This window comes from Streptomyces yamdrokensis (genome assembly GCF_053890455.1).
On record NZ_JBSSMB010000003.1, the window covers coordinates 144,137 to 159,058 of the forward strand.

Here is a 14,922-nt window from a genome sequence, read left to right on the forward strand (position 1 = left end):
TTGAAGTGGGCAACTTGCCGTTTACGTCCTAGTACGTTCCTCGCCAGGTGGGTGTCGTCTCGTCCGTTATGCGCCTGGTGAGGTTGCCGATCGAGGCGATGTGGATCATGGCCTCGGAGCTGGTGGTGAGGGTCTCGTAGTCGCGGGCGAGGCGGCGGTGCATCATGAGCCAACCGATACTCCGCTCGACCACCCAGCGCCTTTTTACGATCTGAAAGCCGCGGGTCTCCGGGTTCCTGTTGACGACTTCGACATCGATTCCGAGGCGGGCGCCGTGCTCGACGACAGCGTTCTTGAAGCCGGTGTCGACCCAGCTCTTGGAGAGGGTCGGGTACGTCTCCTTCGCCTGGTCGAGGAGACGGATTCCCAGGGCGTTCTCCGACAGGCTGGCGGCGGTGACGGTAACGGCGAGGATGAGGCCGATCGTGTCGGTGAGGATGCCGCGCTTCCGACCGACGATCTTCTTCGCGGCGTCCGTTCCCTGGCTGGTCACGGGCACGTTGGTGGAAGTCTTCACGCTCTGGGTGTCGATCACGGAGGCGGTCGGTTCAGGCTTGCGCCCTTCCTTCACGCGGGCCAGTCCGGTCAGGTCGTAATTGAGCCGGGCGAAGATTCCTTCGTCGCGCCAGGCCGCGTAGTAGGCATAGACGGTGCCGTGGTTCGGGAAGTCATGTGGAAGGTATTTCCAGGGGATTCCCGTGCGGTTCACGTAGAGGATCGCGTTGAAGACGTCGCGTAAATCGACTTTGGCCGGCTGCCCGGTTGGCCTGCGGTCGAGCCGGGCCTTTCTCCAGGCCGTCAACGTCGGCTCGATCAGGGCCCATCGGGCGTCGGACAGGTCGCTGGGGTACGGCTTGCGCTCGCTCACGACGTAGCGTGATCATGAGCGAGGCGGAATGTTCGATTCCGCTGTTCATTGGGCGATTCCACGGCAACTTCAAACCAGACGGACTTCCAGGCATGGAAGCGAACGAGACGGATGGCTGAGCATCCGCCCTGGAGACCGCCATTCGCCACCTACGGGATGAAGGCCCCCAAAGCAGGGCAGGGGCGAGAGCCGCATTTAGGGCTTAACCTGCATAAACGCCCTCTGAGTGGGCGGTTCGTGGGGTGATGTCCATTTCCGGCTGAGGTTGGAGCAAGGTTGCGTCGGCTATTGCTTCCTGGCGAAGTTGCCGGTGTCGGCCTCGGTGAGGATCCCGAGTTTGACCAGGCGTTTCAGCTTGGCGCGGGTGCCTTCGACGTTCTTTGGCAGCAGGTCGTGGCCCAGGGCTTCGCAGACGTCCTTGGCCCGTAGCGGTCCGGTTGTCTGGTTGAAGGCGGTCAGGATGCGGGGGTAGTCCGGGTGCTCGGGCAGGTCCGGTGCGACGTTCGGGAGCCGGTCGGCGAGGCCGGTGACGGTCGTGCGGGTGATCGCGAGGTGTTCGAGGTGCATCTCGGCCTCCCGCAGCCGGGTCTGCAGGCCGTCAATCTGCGTGCGGAGGTCGTCGGCCAGGGCCCGGGCGGCGTCTTCCTGGAGGTCCAGGGCGTCGAGCAGGGGCTGGAGGTTCACCCTGCCGCCGCCTTCGCCTCGTGCCAGGTGGGGGCGTTCGCGCCGGTGAGGCGGCGGGTCATGACGTGGGTCATCGCCCAGTAGACGCGCGAGGCGGAGGAGGAAGGGCGGTGCTCGTAGTCGCGGACCAGGCGGCGGTGCAGTATCAGGATGCCGTAGGTCTGCTCGACCCTCCATCGCTTCGGCTGCGGCACGAACCCCTTGACCTGCGGGTCGCGTGCGACGATCTCGACGTCGATGCCCAGGCCGGCGCCGTGCGCGACGACCTGGTTCTTGAAGCCCTGGTCGACCAGGGCTTTGCGGACGCTTCCGCCGGCGTGCTCGGCGACCTGGTCCAGCAGGAGGATGCCCGCGGCGTTGTCGTGGGTGTTCGCGGCGAGGACGACGACTGCGATGACCAGGCCGAGGACGTCCACGGCCAGTCCGCGTTTGCGGCCGGGCACCCGCTTGGCCGGATCATGGCCGGTCGTGGCGGCAGGGACCCCGGCGGCCACGTGGACACTCTGGGTGTCCAGGACCACCAGGGTCGGGTCCTCTAATCGGCGGGCGCGTTCACGGACCTGGCAGCGCAGAAGTTCATGGATGACCTGGTCGGTGCCGTCGTCCCGCCAGGCGGCGAAGTAGTAGTAGGTCGCGCTCTTGGGCGGCAGGTCGTGCGGGAGATAGGCCCACTGGCAGCCGGTTCGCCCCTGGTAGAGGATCGCGTTCACGATCTCCCGCATGTCGTAGGCGCCCTGGTGGCCGCTGACCGAGCGGTGCCGGTCCTTCCACGCGGTGATCACCGGCTCGATCAATGACCACTGCTCGTCCGATAAGTCACTCGGGTACAACTTGCGTTCACTCACCCGGTCACCTCACCAGATCAGCACCCGTGGACCGGCGGATTCCGTCCTGCCGCCACACCATCAGGCGACAGCAGAACCACTCAAAGACTCACGAACCGCCCACTGACTGCGAGACCGGGCAGCGGTTGTGCCCTGGTTGGGGAGGCACCGATGCCTGCGTACGAATCGAATTGTTCACGGGTTCCCGACAGCGCGGGTGCCGGCGGTGACGGCTGCGGCCAGGACGGAACGCGTACGCAAGAGAGTGCTCCCCCACAGTTGGTCGAATGGTGCTGCATGGGGAGGACCGGCAAGAAACCATTCCGGTTGCACAGGAAACGGTCTGCCACCCGTTCCAGTGACCTCAATCAGCCCCCGGGAAGAATACGCAGCACTCCTACCCGGGGGCCGACGAGTACAGCGCCGCTCGCAGCCTGACCGCGTTGGCGAGCTTCTCCAGTCGTTCCGGGAGAGGTTCAGTGGGAACGGTTCAGCCATGTGAGGGCCTCCGTGCTTCGGTGATCGGTCCTCTCACCCTCGCCGCTTTCTCAGCTGCGGACCCAGGGAAGCGGAGGGACTGAACTCCTTCGGTCCCTCCGCGTTTCAGTCCCTTAGGAAAAGCGCAGGTCAGAGCGATCGACTCAAAGCTGAAGGGACCGAAGGGACCGAAGGCTCCTGTTCCAGCTGCGTGCGCGCGCGCCTATGCACGCGTGCGCAGACTGACCTGCACATATCCTGGTGCGCTGATAACTGGAAAGTTGAGTCCCTTCAGTCCCTCTCTTCGGCCCCGCAGGTGCTCTGACCTGCTGAAACGTGACAGGGACCGAAAGGTGCCGAAGAGTCCCTCTGCCGCTGCCAGACTTTCGGTCCCTCAGCTGCCTGCCCTGGCAGGCGGTTCTTTCCTGCTTCCGCTCACAGGCCGCACGAGGGACTGAAGGGACCCACTCCGGAATAAGTACTCATGCCTCCCCTGGAGACGGGAAGGGGTGCGCTAGGCTCTGCCGCCTATAAGGGAAAGTCAGTCCCTTCAGTCCCTCAGCCCGTGCCACACCCCTCCTGAGCAGGCAAAACGCTCGGGACCGAATTGAGGGACCAAAGCCTGGCCACACAAGAGGAACGGACCGACGACAGTGCAGCGCCACGCCGACACCGCTTCATTCGAAGCCGCGCAGCCGCCGCGACCCGCGGATGCCGCCCGCTGGCTGGCAGGCCGTCAGTGGCCGGTCCATCCGCTGGCACCGGGACGCAAGACTCCGGCCGCCAACTGCGAGCAGTGCCGCATCCGTTCCCACGCCCCCTCGGAGTGTCCCTGCCATGCTCGAGGACTGTGGTGCCACGGTTTCCACAGTGCGACCACGGACCTGGCCCGTATCGATGCCTGGTGGAGCAGGGAGCCCCGTGCAGGAGTTGGTGTGTCCTGTGGGCCGGCGCATCTCGTCGTCCTGGACGTCGACGCCCACGCGGCACAGATCCCTAACCGCGACCGCTTGCTGCCCGGTATCCCGATTCCGGACCAGGTGAATCTCGACGGGCTTGCCTCGGGCTTCGACACACTGGCCCTCCTCGCTGCCTACCGGCGGCAGCAGGACCCGGCGCAGGACGACACGACTCTGCGCGTACGCACGCCTTCCGGCGGGCTGCACATCTGGTACCTGAATCCCGAACCCCGGGTCCGCTACCGCTCGTCCACCGGGTCCAGTCCTAGGACTGCCCTGGCCTGGCAGGTCGACGTAAGGGCCCATGGTGGGTACATCGTCGCTCCCGCCACCCGTACGTCCGCCGGCGTCTATACGCCTCTCGGGTCCGTACGAGAGCCGGCCTCCCTGCCCGCCTGGCTGGCGGCCGAGCTGACGCGCACCGGGCATGTCATACAGACATCCCCGGTTCCCGACCTGCGCCCGTACAGCACCAGTCGGCGCCCCCGGGCCGGCGCTGCCCAGGCGCTTTTGCAGCCTCTCATCGAGACCGTGCGTGAATGTGCCGCCCACGCCGAAGGAACGGGCTTCACCGAGAAGCTCAACCGAGCCGCCTACACAGCAGGAGGACTTGTCGGAGCAGGCCACCTCAATCAGGCCGAAGCCCGCCAAGAGCTGGTAGAAGCCGCTCACTATGCTCGTCCCCGCCAGACACGCCGCAGTGAGACGATCATCGACGCAGCCTTTTCCGCAGGCGCCAGCCGCCCGTTCCACCCCAAAGGACTCGCATGAGTAGCGCCGAGAGCAGCCGCTTCGATGCGGCCGCCGCCGCTCAGCAGATGCTCGACCTCGAGGCCGCCGCCCCCGCATGGGTCCCTCCCCAGCAGGCTCAGGCTTCTGCCGCGGCCGACACACCCGTTCTGCTGCCGCCCATGCTTACCGACCGGGGCAACGCCAAGCTGTTCGCCCAGCTCTACAGCGACCAATTCCGCCACGTCGAAGGCCTCGGCTGGTACTGCTGGGACCAGTTCAGGTGGAAGCGTGTGGGGGGCGAGAAGGCCGCGTTGTGGGCCGCAGGCGACATGGCCGAGCAGATGTCCGCCACCGACCCCCGCGGCATCTTCAGCGACCGAGAGATCGCCCAGCACCGTCGGCGCACCATGTCCACGAGCGGCATGAAGGCGCTGCTCCACCAGGCCAAGGCCGCGCCTGCTCTGAGCCTTGGCCCCGACGTCCTTGACGGCGACGCGTACGTGCTGTGCACGCCCGCCGGTGTCGTCGACCTGCGCGATGGTCGTCTGAGCAAGCCCGATCCGCTGCGCGATCTTCACTCCCGTGCCACCAACGTAGCTCCCCAGGCGATGCCGACCCCGCGTTGGCATGCCTTCCTGGGCGACACCTTTGGCGACGACGCCAAAGGACAGGAGATGATCGACTTCCTGCACCTGCTGCTCGGGTACTCCATCACGGGGGACGTCGGCGCCCAGGTGTTGCCCTTCCTGTGGGGCAAGGGAGCCAACGGCAAGTCGGTTCTCCTGGACGTCATGATCCAGGTGATGGGCGACTACGCCGACGCGGCCCCGCCCGGCTTCCTGATGGACAAGGGAAACTTTGCCGAGCATTCGACGGAACTGACCGAGCTCCACGGCCGCCGCATCTTCGTCTGCAGCGAGCTCAAGCCCAACGACAAGTTCGACGAAGCGCGGGTCAAGCTCCTTACCGGCGGTGACAAAATCAAAGCCCGCCGCATGCGGCAGGACTACTTCAGCTTCACCCCCACCCACAAGCTCTGGCTGCTCGGGAACCACCAGCCCGAAGTCGGCACCGGGGGCCACGCCTTCTGGCGCCGTATCCGCCTCATCCCCTTCGAACGCGTGGTCCCCGCCGAGCGGAAGATTGACAACCTGGCCGGCGAGCTGGTCAGGGAAGAGGGTCCCGGTATCCTGCACTGGCTCATTCAGGGCGCCATCCGCTATCTCACCAGCCGGGACCCCCTTACCGGACCTTCCTCCGTCCGACTGGCCACTGCTGCGTACGAGACCACTGAGGACCACATCGGCCGCTTCCTCAGCGAGTGCTGCATGCGCCAAGGCCGGGACACCGCTGACCTACGTGTCGAACAGGGCCTGCTCTACGCCACCTACACCGGCTGGTGCAGTTCGGAGGGCATCCGGGCCGATACCGCCCGCGCCTTCGCTGGCCGCATCCGTCAGGAGGTCGGCCTCGCGTCCCCCGCGGAGATGCTGAAGTCCAGTGGCAAGAAGTACTACCCGAACCTCGCCCTGCTCCCTGACGACATCGCCCGCCCCGACGCCCCCTCAGGCGGACGGCCATGACTGAAGGCCTCCTGCCCGGGACCTGGACGCCGTCCTACTATGGAAGCGCCCCAGACCTTTGCGCCCCGCTGCCTTCACCGGGCGGCTACACCTCCCACCCGCACCGCCACATCACCGACAAGGAGCTGCGTCCATGAGCTCGCTGCTGCACGAAGGCCAGCTCTCACACGAAGCGAACGTGGTGTGGCTGGAAGACCTTGACGACCTCGACTACGTCCGCCAGGCACTCGACAAGAGCGCCCGCCGTAGCGGGAAGCCCCGCTACGCCCGCGACGGACGCATGGTCGGCTACTCCGAGCTCGACAAGGACGCCGAGGCCAACCCCGACAGTGGCCTCTTCCAGCGCCGCACCTTCTTCCTTCTCCCGCACGACCGGCCGAACGAGCCCGAGGGCCTCTACAAGGAGGGAGCGCCGGGAGAGGCGGTCGACCCTCGGACCATCGAACCGCGCCGGGTAGGGGAAAAGACGCCCCGCTCCCAAGGCAAGCGCAGAAACGAGATAGTGCCCTCCTGACGGCCCGGCGTTGGCCCCGCCCCGGACAATCTGGCATCACTGCCGCTTTGCCTCCATTGAGGGGTGTGTCAATTTAACGGCCCTGTCTCACATTCGGTGGTGAGGGGGCGTTGTGAGGGTCGTCGACGTTCGTGTGAAAGATGTCGACGAGCTTGTGCGGACGGTGTTTTCGGGTCTGTCTCCGCTGGTCATAGAGGATGTGGCCGCCGGGGGTGAGCGGATCGTGGTGCGGACACGGACTCCGCAGGACGCCGCGGTCTGTCCGGGGTGCGGGGCCCCGTCGGGACGGGTGCACGGATTTCACCTGCGGACGGTGGCCGACGTGCCGGTCGACGGACGACGGGTGGTGGTCCGTGTGCGGGTGCGGCGCCCGGTGTGTCCCACGCGCGGCTGCCGACAGACCTTCCGCGAGCAGATGCCCGGAGTGCTGGAGCGATACCAACGCCGCACCGCGCGTCTGACCAGGCAGGTCAAGGCCGTGGTCAAGGAGTTAGCGGGCCGGGGCACGTTTGCCGGCCGTGCTCGCGGTGGGTCTGTCGCGTCACACGGCCTTGCGCACCCTGCTGCGCATCCCGTTGCCCACCGGGCGGGCGCCCCGCGTGATCGGCGTCGACGACTTCGCTCTGCGCCGGCACCACCGTTGCGCCATCGTGATCATCGACGCCGAGACCTGTGAACGGATCGACGTACTGCCCGACCGTACCGCCGACACGCTGGAAGCGTGGCTGCGCGAACATCCGGGCGTCGAGGTCGTGTGCCGGGATGGCCTCGGCGACTTACGCCGAGGCCATCTGCCGTGCCCTGCCCGACGCGGTCCAAGTCGCCGACCGGTGGCATCTGTGGCACAACCTGTGCGAGGCCGCCCTGAGCGAGGTGAAGGCGCACAGCACCTGCTGGGTCGCCGTGCTGGACGCGCCCATCTACGACGGGCCTCGCGCCCAGACCACCCTCGAACGCTGGCACCAGGTCCACGGCCTGCTGGATCAGGGCGTGGGCCTGCTCGAATGCGCCCGCCGCCTGCAACTGGCCCTGAACACCGCCTGGGTGGTGTTGGTTGGTGTTTCCTGCTCCCTTTGACGAAGTTCTTCGTTGAAGATGTCTGCCTGGCGCTCCGATGCCTTGGGACTGACTGTCGTGGTCTGTCTCGGTTTCGGTGAACGGGCTGCTCATGCCGCCGCGTTGTTGTTGGTCACCGCCTACGTGATCGGCAGCCCGATCATGGGTATTATCTCCGCGCGCTATTTCCTGGACCTGATCGGCCATCCCGACGGCCCGGTGTACGCGGTGGCGGTCGTGTTCATGGCGATCTCGGTCCTCTTCAACACTCTGGGTCTGCACACGGGGGCGCGGGTCCAGGCGATCTGCCTGGTGGTATTGCCGACCGGCGTCGGCCTGGCGGTGGCCCTGGCCGTCCCGCACGTGGAGGCCGCCCGTTACGACCCGTTCGTCCACCACGGCTGGGGTGGCGTGGGAGCCGGCGTGGTCACCGCGTTCTTCTCCTTCCTCGGCTGGGAGAACGTCTCCACCCTGGCCGACGAGGTGGCCGACCTTGCCTGCAGCTATCGCCGCGCCGTGCGCTGGGCCGTTCTGAGGGCTTTGTCACGTTGGCTGACCGGCCTGGGATGATGTTGGAGTTGGTTGTGCCGGGGAGGGGGTCGTTCGTGTCGTCCGCGTCGCTGTCGTGCAAGGGGCACCGGTACCCGGTCGAGGTCATCGCGCACTGCGTGTGGCTTTACTTCCGGTTCCCGCTCAGCTTCCGTGAGGTCGAGGAGCTCGAGCGCGGCGTGCTCGTCTCGCATGAGACGGTCCGGCGCCGGTGCGCGAAGTTCGGGCAGACCTACGCGAACGGCCTGCGCCGCTGACGGCCCTGGCCGGGCGGCAAGTGGCACCTGGACGAGGTCTTCGTGAGGATCGACGCTGAGTTGAAGTACCTGTGGCGGGCCGTGGACGCCGACGGCACCGTCCTTGGCATCCTCGTGCAGAACCGGCGGGCCAAGGCCGCGGCCCGGCGCTTTTTCCGCAAGCTCCTGAAGACGACCCGCACGGTGCCCCGGGTGATCGTCACCGACAAGTTCCGCTCCTACGGCGCCGGCCACCGCGAGGTCATGCCCTTGGTCGCCCACCGCTCGCACAAGGGCCTGAACAGCCGGGCCGAGAACAGCCACCAGCCCACCCGGCAGCGCGAACGCGCCATGAAAGGCTTCCGCGGCGTCGGCGGAGCCCAGTGGTTCCCGGCCCCGTTCAGCGGCATCTCCCCCCACTTCCGGCCCCGCCGCCACCTGATGACCGCCCCCGGCTACCGAGCCGGGATGACCGTCCGCTTCGCCATCCGGGAGCAGACCACCGGCGCCGCCGGCCAGCCCGCCGCGGTCTGAGCACCGGCCCGGATCCCGGCCCCCACCACGCCCCGACGCGCCGCCAGAGACCCACGCACCCAATAAGACAGCGCCCACTCGGGGGCTCAGACCGGTCAGCACCGCGCCGAGGTTCCGGCTGACCACGGCGGAACCCACCCGCTCGGTCTCCTTGCCCAGCAGGGCGTCCGCCCGCGCCCACAGCGGCTCCAGGCGCCGCCAGGCGGCGTCGGCCACCTCGTGATACGCGGCGAGGAAACGCGCGGGGTCGTCCAGCACCCGCTGCCGGCTTTGGGGTACCGCGTCACCGAACTGCCCGCTCACCTCGGCCGCGAGGTCGTCCGGGTCGACCTCCCGCAGCTGGGACAGCACGGTCTCCATACGGGTGGCGCGCACGTCGCCGGTCAGCGCCAGTACGTCGGGCAGCCAGCTGTGTCCGGGCCCGAACAGGGGGCGGACAGCGTCGGCCGAGGCGGGCAGGGCGGATTCGACGGTGCTCCGCCACCGCCCCGGCACCCCGTGCCGCACACCTCCCAGCACCTCGTGCAGTACGGGGAAGAGGGTGGCGCCGGGGGTCCGGGCCACCTCCACGTGCACCTCGTCCAGCGGCCCCAGTAAGAGACGACTGCCGGTCAACAGGATCCCCCGTCGTGAAGGTGAAGCGTCGTTCGTGCTCCGACCAGCACAACACCGACCAGCACAACACCGTCCGGCCGGACGCCGTTCCCCGGACGTCGGCTTTTGGCCACCGCGGCGGACGGCCGCGGCAACGTTTCGAGGATTCCCGAAAAGCTTGCACGGCACCCCACCGCGGGCGACGCTGGCCGCACGAGGGACACCGCCCGGCCCAGGGCCTCCCGGAACCCATCAGGGGGAATCAGAAGATGCACAGGACGAGTTCACGCCCGCTGACCAAGATCATGATCACGGCAGCGGCGGGCGTGATGGCCGCCGCCGGTACGGCGTCTCCGGCCTCCGCGGCGGAAGCCCCGCAGGCCGACCGGACGAACGCGAGCGCCGAGTTCGAGACGGTCACCACCTGGGTCCAGGGCAATGTGCGGATCGGGCCGTCGACGGGCTACCGCATCGCCTACACCGTCGCGGCGAACCAGAACCTCACCGCCGTGTGCTGGCTCGAGGGCGGCACGGTCTCCGCCAACGGCTACACCCACAACAAGTGGGTGTACCTCTCGGACGACAACTACATCTGGGGCGGCCTGCTCAAGGGCAACGAGGTGGGCAACGTCAGCTCCCGCTGCTGGTGACCCACCGGCCGCTCCCGCACCCACCGCGGGAGCGGCCGTCCCCGCTCCGCGGGCCGCTACCCGGCCGCCCGCAGCACCGCCTCCGCCACCCGCGCCACCGACCCGGTGCGCAGCGACAGGAACAGATGCGACCCGACCAGCTCCAGCCCCATCAGCCGCGGCTCCCCGTCCTCCCCGTCCACGAGGTCGACACGCGCGTACAGCGGCTCGCCGAGCCCGTCCGGTACGGCGTCCAAGGCCGCCTGCGCGACCCGGAGTTCGGCGTCGGCGGGCTCCCAGACCTCCAGTCCCGGATGGGCGAGCTTGCGCACGTCGTACGGCGTCCCGGACGCGAGCACGGCACCCTTCCGGCCGGCGTGCACCAGCCGCCCCCCGAAGAACTGCAACGCCCGCCCCCCTCGAGGCGTCGATGCCCGCCATGTACGGCTGCACCATCGCGGTGAACCTATGTCCAGCGCATGCCGATGGCGGAGAGCTGTTCCACGCGTTCCGGGGAAAGGGTGGCGGCCCTGCTGCGCTGGTTCCCGATCCACGCGCCCAGCTTCAGCTCCCGATGCTCCTGACCCTCGTCGACGGCGATCCGCTCGGTGTGCTTCCTCGGTACCCGCAGGTGTCCCTCGCGTTCGTAGAACTGCTTGCCGGCCTCGTAGTTCACGGCCCACTTGTCGGCCTGCGAACGGTGAGGCTCGGGCTTCTCGTCCTCGGCCGCGGGTGTGATGCCGAGGATGTGCTCGCACAGCCATTGCTGCACGCTGGTGAGCTTTTCCCAGCCGAGCCGGACCGAGCGCACCCACCGGCCGAGGTCTTCGCCCTGGTGTACGACGGTGCCCGGCTCCACCGGCAGCACGCCGCCGGTCTCCAGGTGCAACCGGACCAGATGAAAGCACCGCTGCCACTCCACAGGCCAGGCCGGGCACCACGACGGGTCGATCTCCTCGAGCTGCTCGCGCCGTTCCTCCGGCAGTGCCCCCGCCGCCGACGTGACGGGCAGGCCCTCGGCCCGCCGCTGCTCGATCTCCTGCGCTTTCCGGGCGGCGGCCCGCTGGTTCTTCAGCCAGATACCCACCCGGTAGCCCTGGAACGTGGCGCCGGTCGGTGCCAGCAGGTGCCCGTGCTTGGCTGCCCACCCGCGGGCGGCGGCGAGTCCTTCTTCCCAGGCGACGTCGTAGTGCGACCAGATCATGCCGAACTTCTCCAGCTGGACGACACGGTCGACGTCCATCTCCCCGCGGGCATAGAAGCGGCGGGCATCGGCGATCCATTGCCCAAGGGGAAACCCGGCGAGCGAGGCCGGCCACCCCTCAGCTTTAGCCTCCTGGTCGTCGCGGCCTGGCACACGGTACGTGAACGGCACGCGCAGGTCGCCGTGCTCGCGGGCGTAGATGACGGCGGCCTCGATGCCGCGCCGCCAGTGTCCGTGCTCGGGGTTGATCACGCGAAGGTTGACGAACGCGGCCAGTTGCGTCGGGTCGCGCGGTGTGGAGAACTTCAGCAGGGCCCAGGCCGGCACTGACAGCCGACGGTCGCTCCGGTCGCTCTCTACCCCCTCGCCTTCCTGGCTCCCGCTACGACTCCGCACGCCTCGGACGCTGCTTCGCGCCTGCTGCTCGGCGAGTGCTTCCACGACACGGGCATCGTGGGCACGGAGAGCTTCCAGCAGCTTGGCCAGTCCGCCGAACGCCCGGGAGGTGAGCATGCTGTCGGCTGTCTCGCCGGGGCCGAGCAGGACGGGCACCACGAGGGAGGCGATCTTGCCCTCGCCGGGTTGAATCCGCAGGGCCCGGCCGACGGCCTGGACAAGGTCGGGCACGGAGCCGCGTACGTCCGCGAAGTACACGGAGTCACAGCGGGATGTATCGACGCCTTCGCCGAGCACGCGAACGGACCCGAGGAACGTCTTCTCCACGACCGTGCCCTCAGCAGTGATTCCCCTGGAGAACTCGCCCAGGACACGGCGCCGGTGACCCGGCTTGTGCTCCCCGCACAACCAGTCGGCCCAGATCGTCTTGGGATACAGCTCCGGCTCGGCGGCATGCAGCCGGCCGGCGACGTGGGGGAGGCCGGCTGCGAACGCCTCGGCCTCCTTCACCTGGTGGTGGAAGACGAGCGTCCTACGCAAGCCCTCCTCCGCCGCGGCCTTCACCAGCGCCGTCTGCAGGGCTGCCAGGCGCGCCCCGCGTACCTCATCCGAGCGGCCCTCCACACCCAGCAGCTGTGCCGCCCGGAGCTGGGTGTCGGTGATGTCCAGGCACACCACCTGGTACGGCGCGCAGATCCCCCGGTCGATCGCCTCGGACAACGTCAACGTGTAGCAGCGCGCCCCGAACGGCCCCTCCGAATCGTCCTCCATCGAGGCCACCAGCTCACCCTGCACGCCTGGCGCAGCCTCGGAGTCGTCGTCGAGCTGCCACAGCCGGGGCGTGGCGGTCATGTACAGACGCCGCAGGGCGGGGATGCGGGTGTTGTCGTGGACGATCGCCCACGGTCTGCCGATCCGGCCCGAAACCCGGTGCGCCTCGTCCACGACGATCAGCGACCACCCCGGAAGACCGGCGGCGTGCGCGCGTTCCAGGGTGCCGAACCCGAGGGAGGCGTACGTGGCGAACACCGTGACTTTGTCGAGCGGCCGTACCCACTCGACCAGCTCGCCCACGTCCGTAGTGTTCGGGAAGGACGCCTCCTCACCCCGCAAGGACGAGACCCCGATCATCGGGCCTGTGCGACCTCCCGCGCGCCACGCGGCTTCCGTCTGGACGAGCAGATCCAGGGAGGGCACGAGGACCAGCACGCGGCCCGCGCGAAGCTCCTCAGCGCTCCGGGTGGCCACCAAAGTCTTGCCCGAGCCGGTCGCCATGACCACCTGAGTGCGCAGCCCCCGCTCCGGCACAGTAGATCTTGCAGGAAATTCGAGCGCCCGAAGTACCGCGTCCACGGCTTCTCGCTGATGAGGACGGAGTTCCTTCACCATCACTTCAGTTCATCCTTTCCTGCAAGCCGGACGACAGCCCTCTCACACCAAGGCACAACCAACTGACCACCTGAAAAGGGACTCCGGCCCCACAGCGTCTACACCGCGGTACCGGCCCCATACTCCGATGCTGGACACAAATGACCACCCTCAAGCGGGCCACAGAACTCACGGTGATGGAACTCTCCGGCTCCAGAGCCTATCCCAAGCACAGAATGAAGCAGACGTGTAGAGAATCAGCACAGACACCAGGGGTACTCCCCGCCTATCACTGTCCACTGTGCAGGAGAGAGACATGACACAGAAGACTGGAAACGACGAGGGCAATCGGTTCTGCAAGGCGTGCGGCACGCCGGCCGAGGACGGCAAACTGTGCAACCACTGCGGCGCCGTCCTGGACCTCCCCGACGGCGCGGGACTGGTCGAGGACCAAGGCGCAGCAGCACGACGCGACTTCGAAGGGCGCACCCGGCAGTAAGAGTGAGAGGCAACCGGAGGACGAACCCGATCAACCCGCTCCGTTGAATAGCATGCACGGGGGTATACGGGCCGGCATGGCATCCAAGACTGATCGCGTCATGTCCTTGCGGGCCGTGCGGCAGCTGCGCCGGGTCCGCGCCTTCTACATGGGAGGCGTCCTGCTGTGGGCGGCATTGACCGCCCGGACGGGCTGGCAGTTGCCCGGAAGCCGGCAGATGTGGGTGTCCGCCCTCCTCCTGGCCGTCTTCAGCGGCCTCCTACTCGCGGCCTCCCTGTGGCTGCAGCGTCTCCAGGCCGCAGGCTCGCGACGTCCTGCGCACCACGCCGCATCACGGAGGGCGACTACACCACGTCACGCGGATGCCTGACCCACCGCCGGCAAGGCAGCACCACCCGCCGACCCGGGTCTCATCGTGTTTCTGCGCCTCGACATCTGGCTGCAAGCCAGTCCCTCCCCAGACCGCCTCTGTGCATCTCTAAAGCCGGTGAGGCCGTCCGTTTTCGGCCCTCTCTCAAAGGCCGAGAGGCAAGGGACGGGCAGAGGGTAGGCGGATAGGTATGGATGGCACACGAATGCGGCAGGACCAGCGGAGCCCACAGGAAGCGCGTGCCCGGGGAACCATGGGGATCTGGCGGTGGGCCAGGTGGGTGGCGCTTGTCCTTGCGGTCAGCTGGTCGGTGAACTGGGTCAGCAGTCTTATCCAGGGCGAGCAGGGGTGGGATCTGTGGTGGCCTCTGGCCAGTACCGTCATCTGGGCAGGACTGACCGCGTACGGCTTTAGAACCTACCGCCGGATCAGGACAACGACCCTGCCGGCCTTCACCGGTCGCCCGTCTGCCTGACCACCTCGGCCGGCCCGCTCCCTGTCTCCTGACGCCTTTCGGTACCTGGACCAAAACCCCCTCGCGGGCCAGGAGCCCGCACAAGCGGACGGGATCCGAGAAGGGAGCCTCGATGCAGCAACGTTCAAGTTCGCGCACCCCGCCGTCATGGAGCATGCCGGGCGCACGGTGGAGGACCTGGCCCTATTGGCCGATGCTGTGTATAGCCCTCGGATTCCTGGCTTGGCGGGTGATCGAAGGCTCCAGCGGAGCGAGCATCGCCTTGTCCTTGTGCCATGTCCTGGTGTGGGTGTGTCTTCTGCTGGCTAACCGGTCTGCTCGGCATGAACACTCACAGGCCTGACAGGAGCAGCACCAGGAACCGGTCATGC

Annotated in this window: 11 protein-coding genes and 3 pseudogenes; 9 read left to right on the forward strand and 5 right to left on the reverse strand. The window is 67.8% G+C overall.

Annotation, left to right across the window (positions count from 1 at the left end; genetic code table 11):
* Nucleotides 1–28 precede the first annotated feature (28 nt).
* The 3 genes from ACWZEH_RS35090 to ACWZEH_RS35100 all read right to left on the reverse strand — a co-directional run bounded on the left by ACWZEH_RS35090 (nucleotide 29) and on the right by ACWZEH_RS35100 (nucleotide 2,397).
* Nucleotides 29–868, reverse strand: coding sequence for an IS5 family transposase (locus ACWZEH_RS35090; RefSeq protein WP_456192207.1), 840 nt, complete (start codon nucleotides 866–868; stop codon nucleotides 29–31).
* 285 nt (nucleotides 869–1,153) lie between these two features.
* On the reverse strand, nucleotides 1,154–1,552 hold the full coding sequence (locus ACWZEH_RS35095; RefSeq protein WP_456193829.1) for a hypothetical protein: 399 nt from the start codon (nucleotides 1,550–1,552) through the stop codon (nucleotides 1,154–1,156).
* The gene (locus tag ACWZEH_RS35100; RefSeq protein ID WP_456193830.1) at nucleotides 1,549–2,397 is read right to left on the reverse strand and encodes an IS5 family transposase; all 849 of its coding nucleotides are present in this window, start codon (nucleotides 2,395–2,397) and stop codon (nucleotides 1,549–1,551) included. Before ACWZEH_RS35100 ends, ACWZEH_RS35095 begins: the two co-directional genes overlap by 4 nt.
* Nucleotides 2,398–3,578: 1,181 nt before the next feature.
* Between ACWZEH_RS35100 and ACWZEH_RS35105 the strand changes: the two genes are divergently transcribed.
* From ACWZEH_RS35105 to ACWZEH_RS35140, 8 genes and pseudogenes are all read left to right on the forward strand, one after another.
* A complete protein-coding gene (locus ACWZEH_RS35105) occupies nucleotides 3,579–4,583 on the forward strand; it encodes a bifunctional DNA primase/polymerase (RefSeq protein WP_456200351.1) in 1,005 nt (334 codons plus the stop codon).
* Entirely contained in the window at nucleotides 4,580–6,127 is a 1,548-nt protein-coding gene (locus tag ACWZEH_RS35110) for a DNA primase family protein (protein ID WP_456200287.1), read from the forward strand. The genes ACWZEH_RS35105 and ACWZEH_RS35110 overlap by 4 nt, the downstream gene beginning before the upstream one ends.
* A 133-nt stretch (nucleotides 6,128–6,260) precedes the next feature.
* Nucleotides 6,261–6,641 (forward strand): DUF6009 family protein, encoded by a 381-nt coding sequence (locus ACWZEH_RS35115; RefSeq protein WP_456200288.1) that lies wholly within the window; start codon nucleotides 6,261–6,263, stop codon nucleotides 6,639–6,641.
* A gap of 133 nt (nucleotides 6,642–6,774) precedes the next feature.
* Nucleotides 6,775–7,679: pseudogene (locus tag ACWZEH_RS35120) on the forward strand (ISL3 family transposase); the annotation flags it as partial.
* Nucleotides 7,680–7,736: 57 nt separating this feature from the next.
* Nucleotides 7,737–8,267 (forward strand): amino acid permease, encoded by a 531-nt coding sequence (locus ACWZEH_RS35125; RefSeq protein ID WP_456200289.1) that lies wholly within the window; start codon nucleotides 7,737–7,739, stop codon nucleotides 8,265–8,267.
* Nucleotides 8,267–9,016: pseudogene (locus tag ACWZEH_RS35130) on the forward strand (IS6 family transposase). Before ACWZEH_RS35125 ends, ACWZEH_RS35130 begins: the two are co-directional and overlap by 1 nt.
* 219 nt (nucleotides 9,017–9,235) lie before the next feature.
* A complete protein-coding gene (locus ACWZEH_RS35135; protein WP_456200291.1) occupies nucleotides 9,236–9,613 on the forward strand; it encodes a hypothetical protein in 378 nt (125 codons plus the stop codon).
* Nucleotides 9,614–9,879: 266 nt separating this feature from the next.
* Complete coding sequence (locus ACWZEH_RS35140) at nucleotides 9,880–10,260, forward strand: hypothetical protein (RefSeq protein ID WP_456200292.1); 381 nt, start codon at nucleotides 9,880–9,882, stop codon at nucleotides 10,258–10,260.
* Between the two features lie 56 nt (nucleotides 10,261–10,316).
* On the opposite strand, the pseudogene ACWZEH_RS35145 reads toward ACWZEH_RS35140, so the two are convergent.
* Both ACWZEH_RS35145 and ACWZEH_RS35150 read right to left on the reverse strand, forming a co-directional pair.
* A pseudogene (locus ACWZEH_RS35145) lies at nucleotides 10,317–10,704 on the reverse strand (ATP-grasp domain-containing protein); the annotation flags it as partial.
* 1 nt (nucleotide 10,705) lies between these two features.
* Nucleotides 10,706–13,228 carry a helicase associated domain-containing protein gene (locus tag ACWZEH_RS35150; RefSeq protein WP_456200293.1) on the reverse strand — a complete coding sequence of 841 codons (2,523 nt, stop codon included), beginning with the start codon at nucleotides 13,226–13,228 and terminating at the stop codon, nucleotides 10,706–10,708.
* 295 nt (nucleotides 13,229–13,523) lie between these two features.
* Between ACWZEH_RS35150 and ACWZEH_RS35155 the strand changes: the two genes are divergently transcribed.
* Nucleotides 13,524–13,706: a hypothetical protein gene (locus ACWZEH_RS35155; protein ID WP_456200294.1), complete on the forward strand. Its 183-nt coding sequence runs from the start codon at nucleotides 13,524–13,526 to the stop codon at nucleotides 13,704–13,706.
* The last annotated feature ends 1,216 nt before the right edge of the window (nucleotides 13,707–14,922 follow it).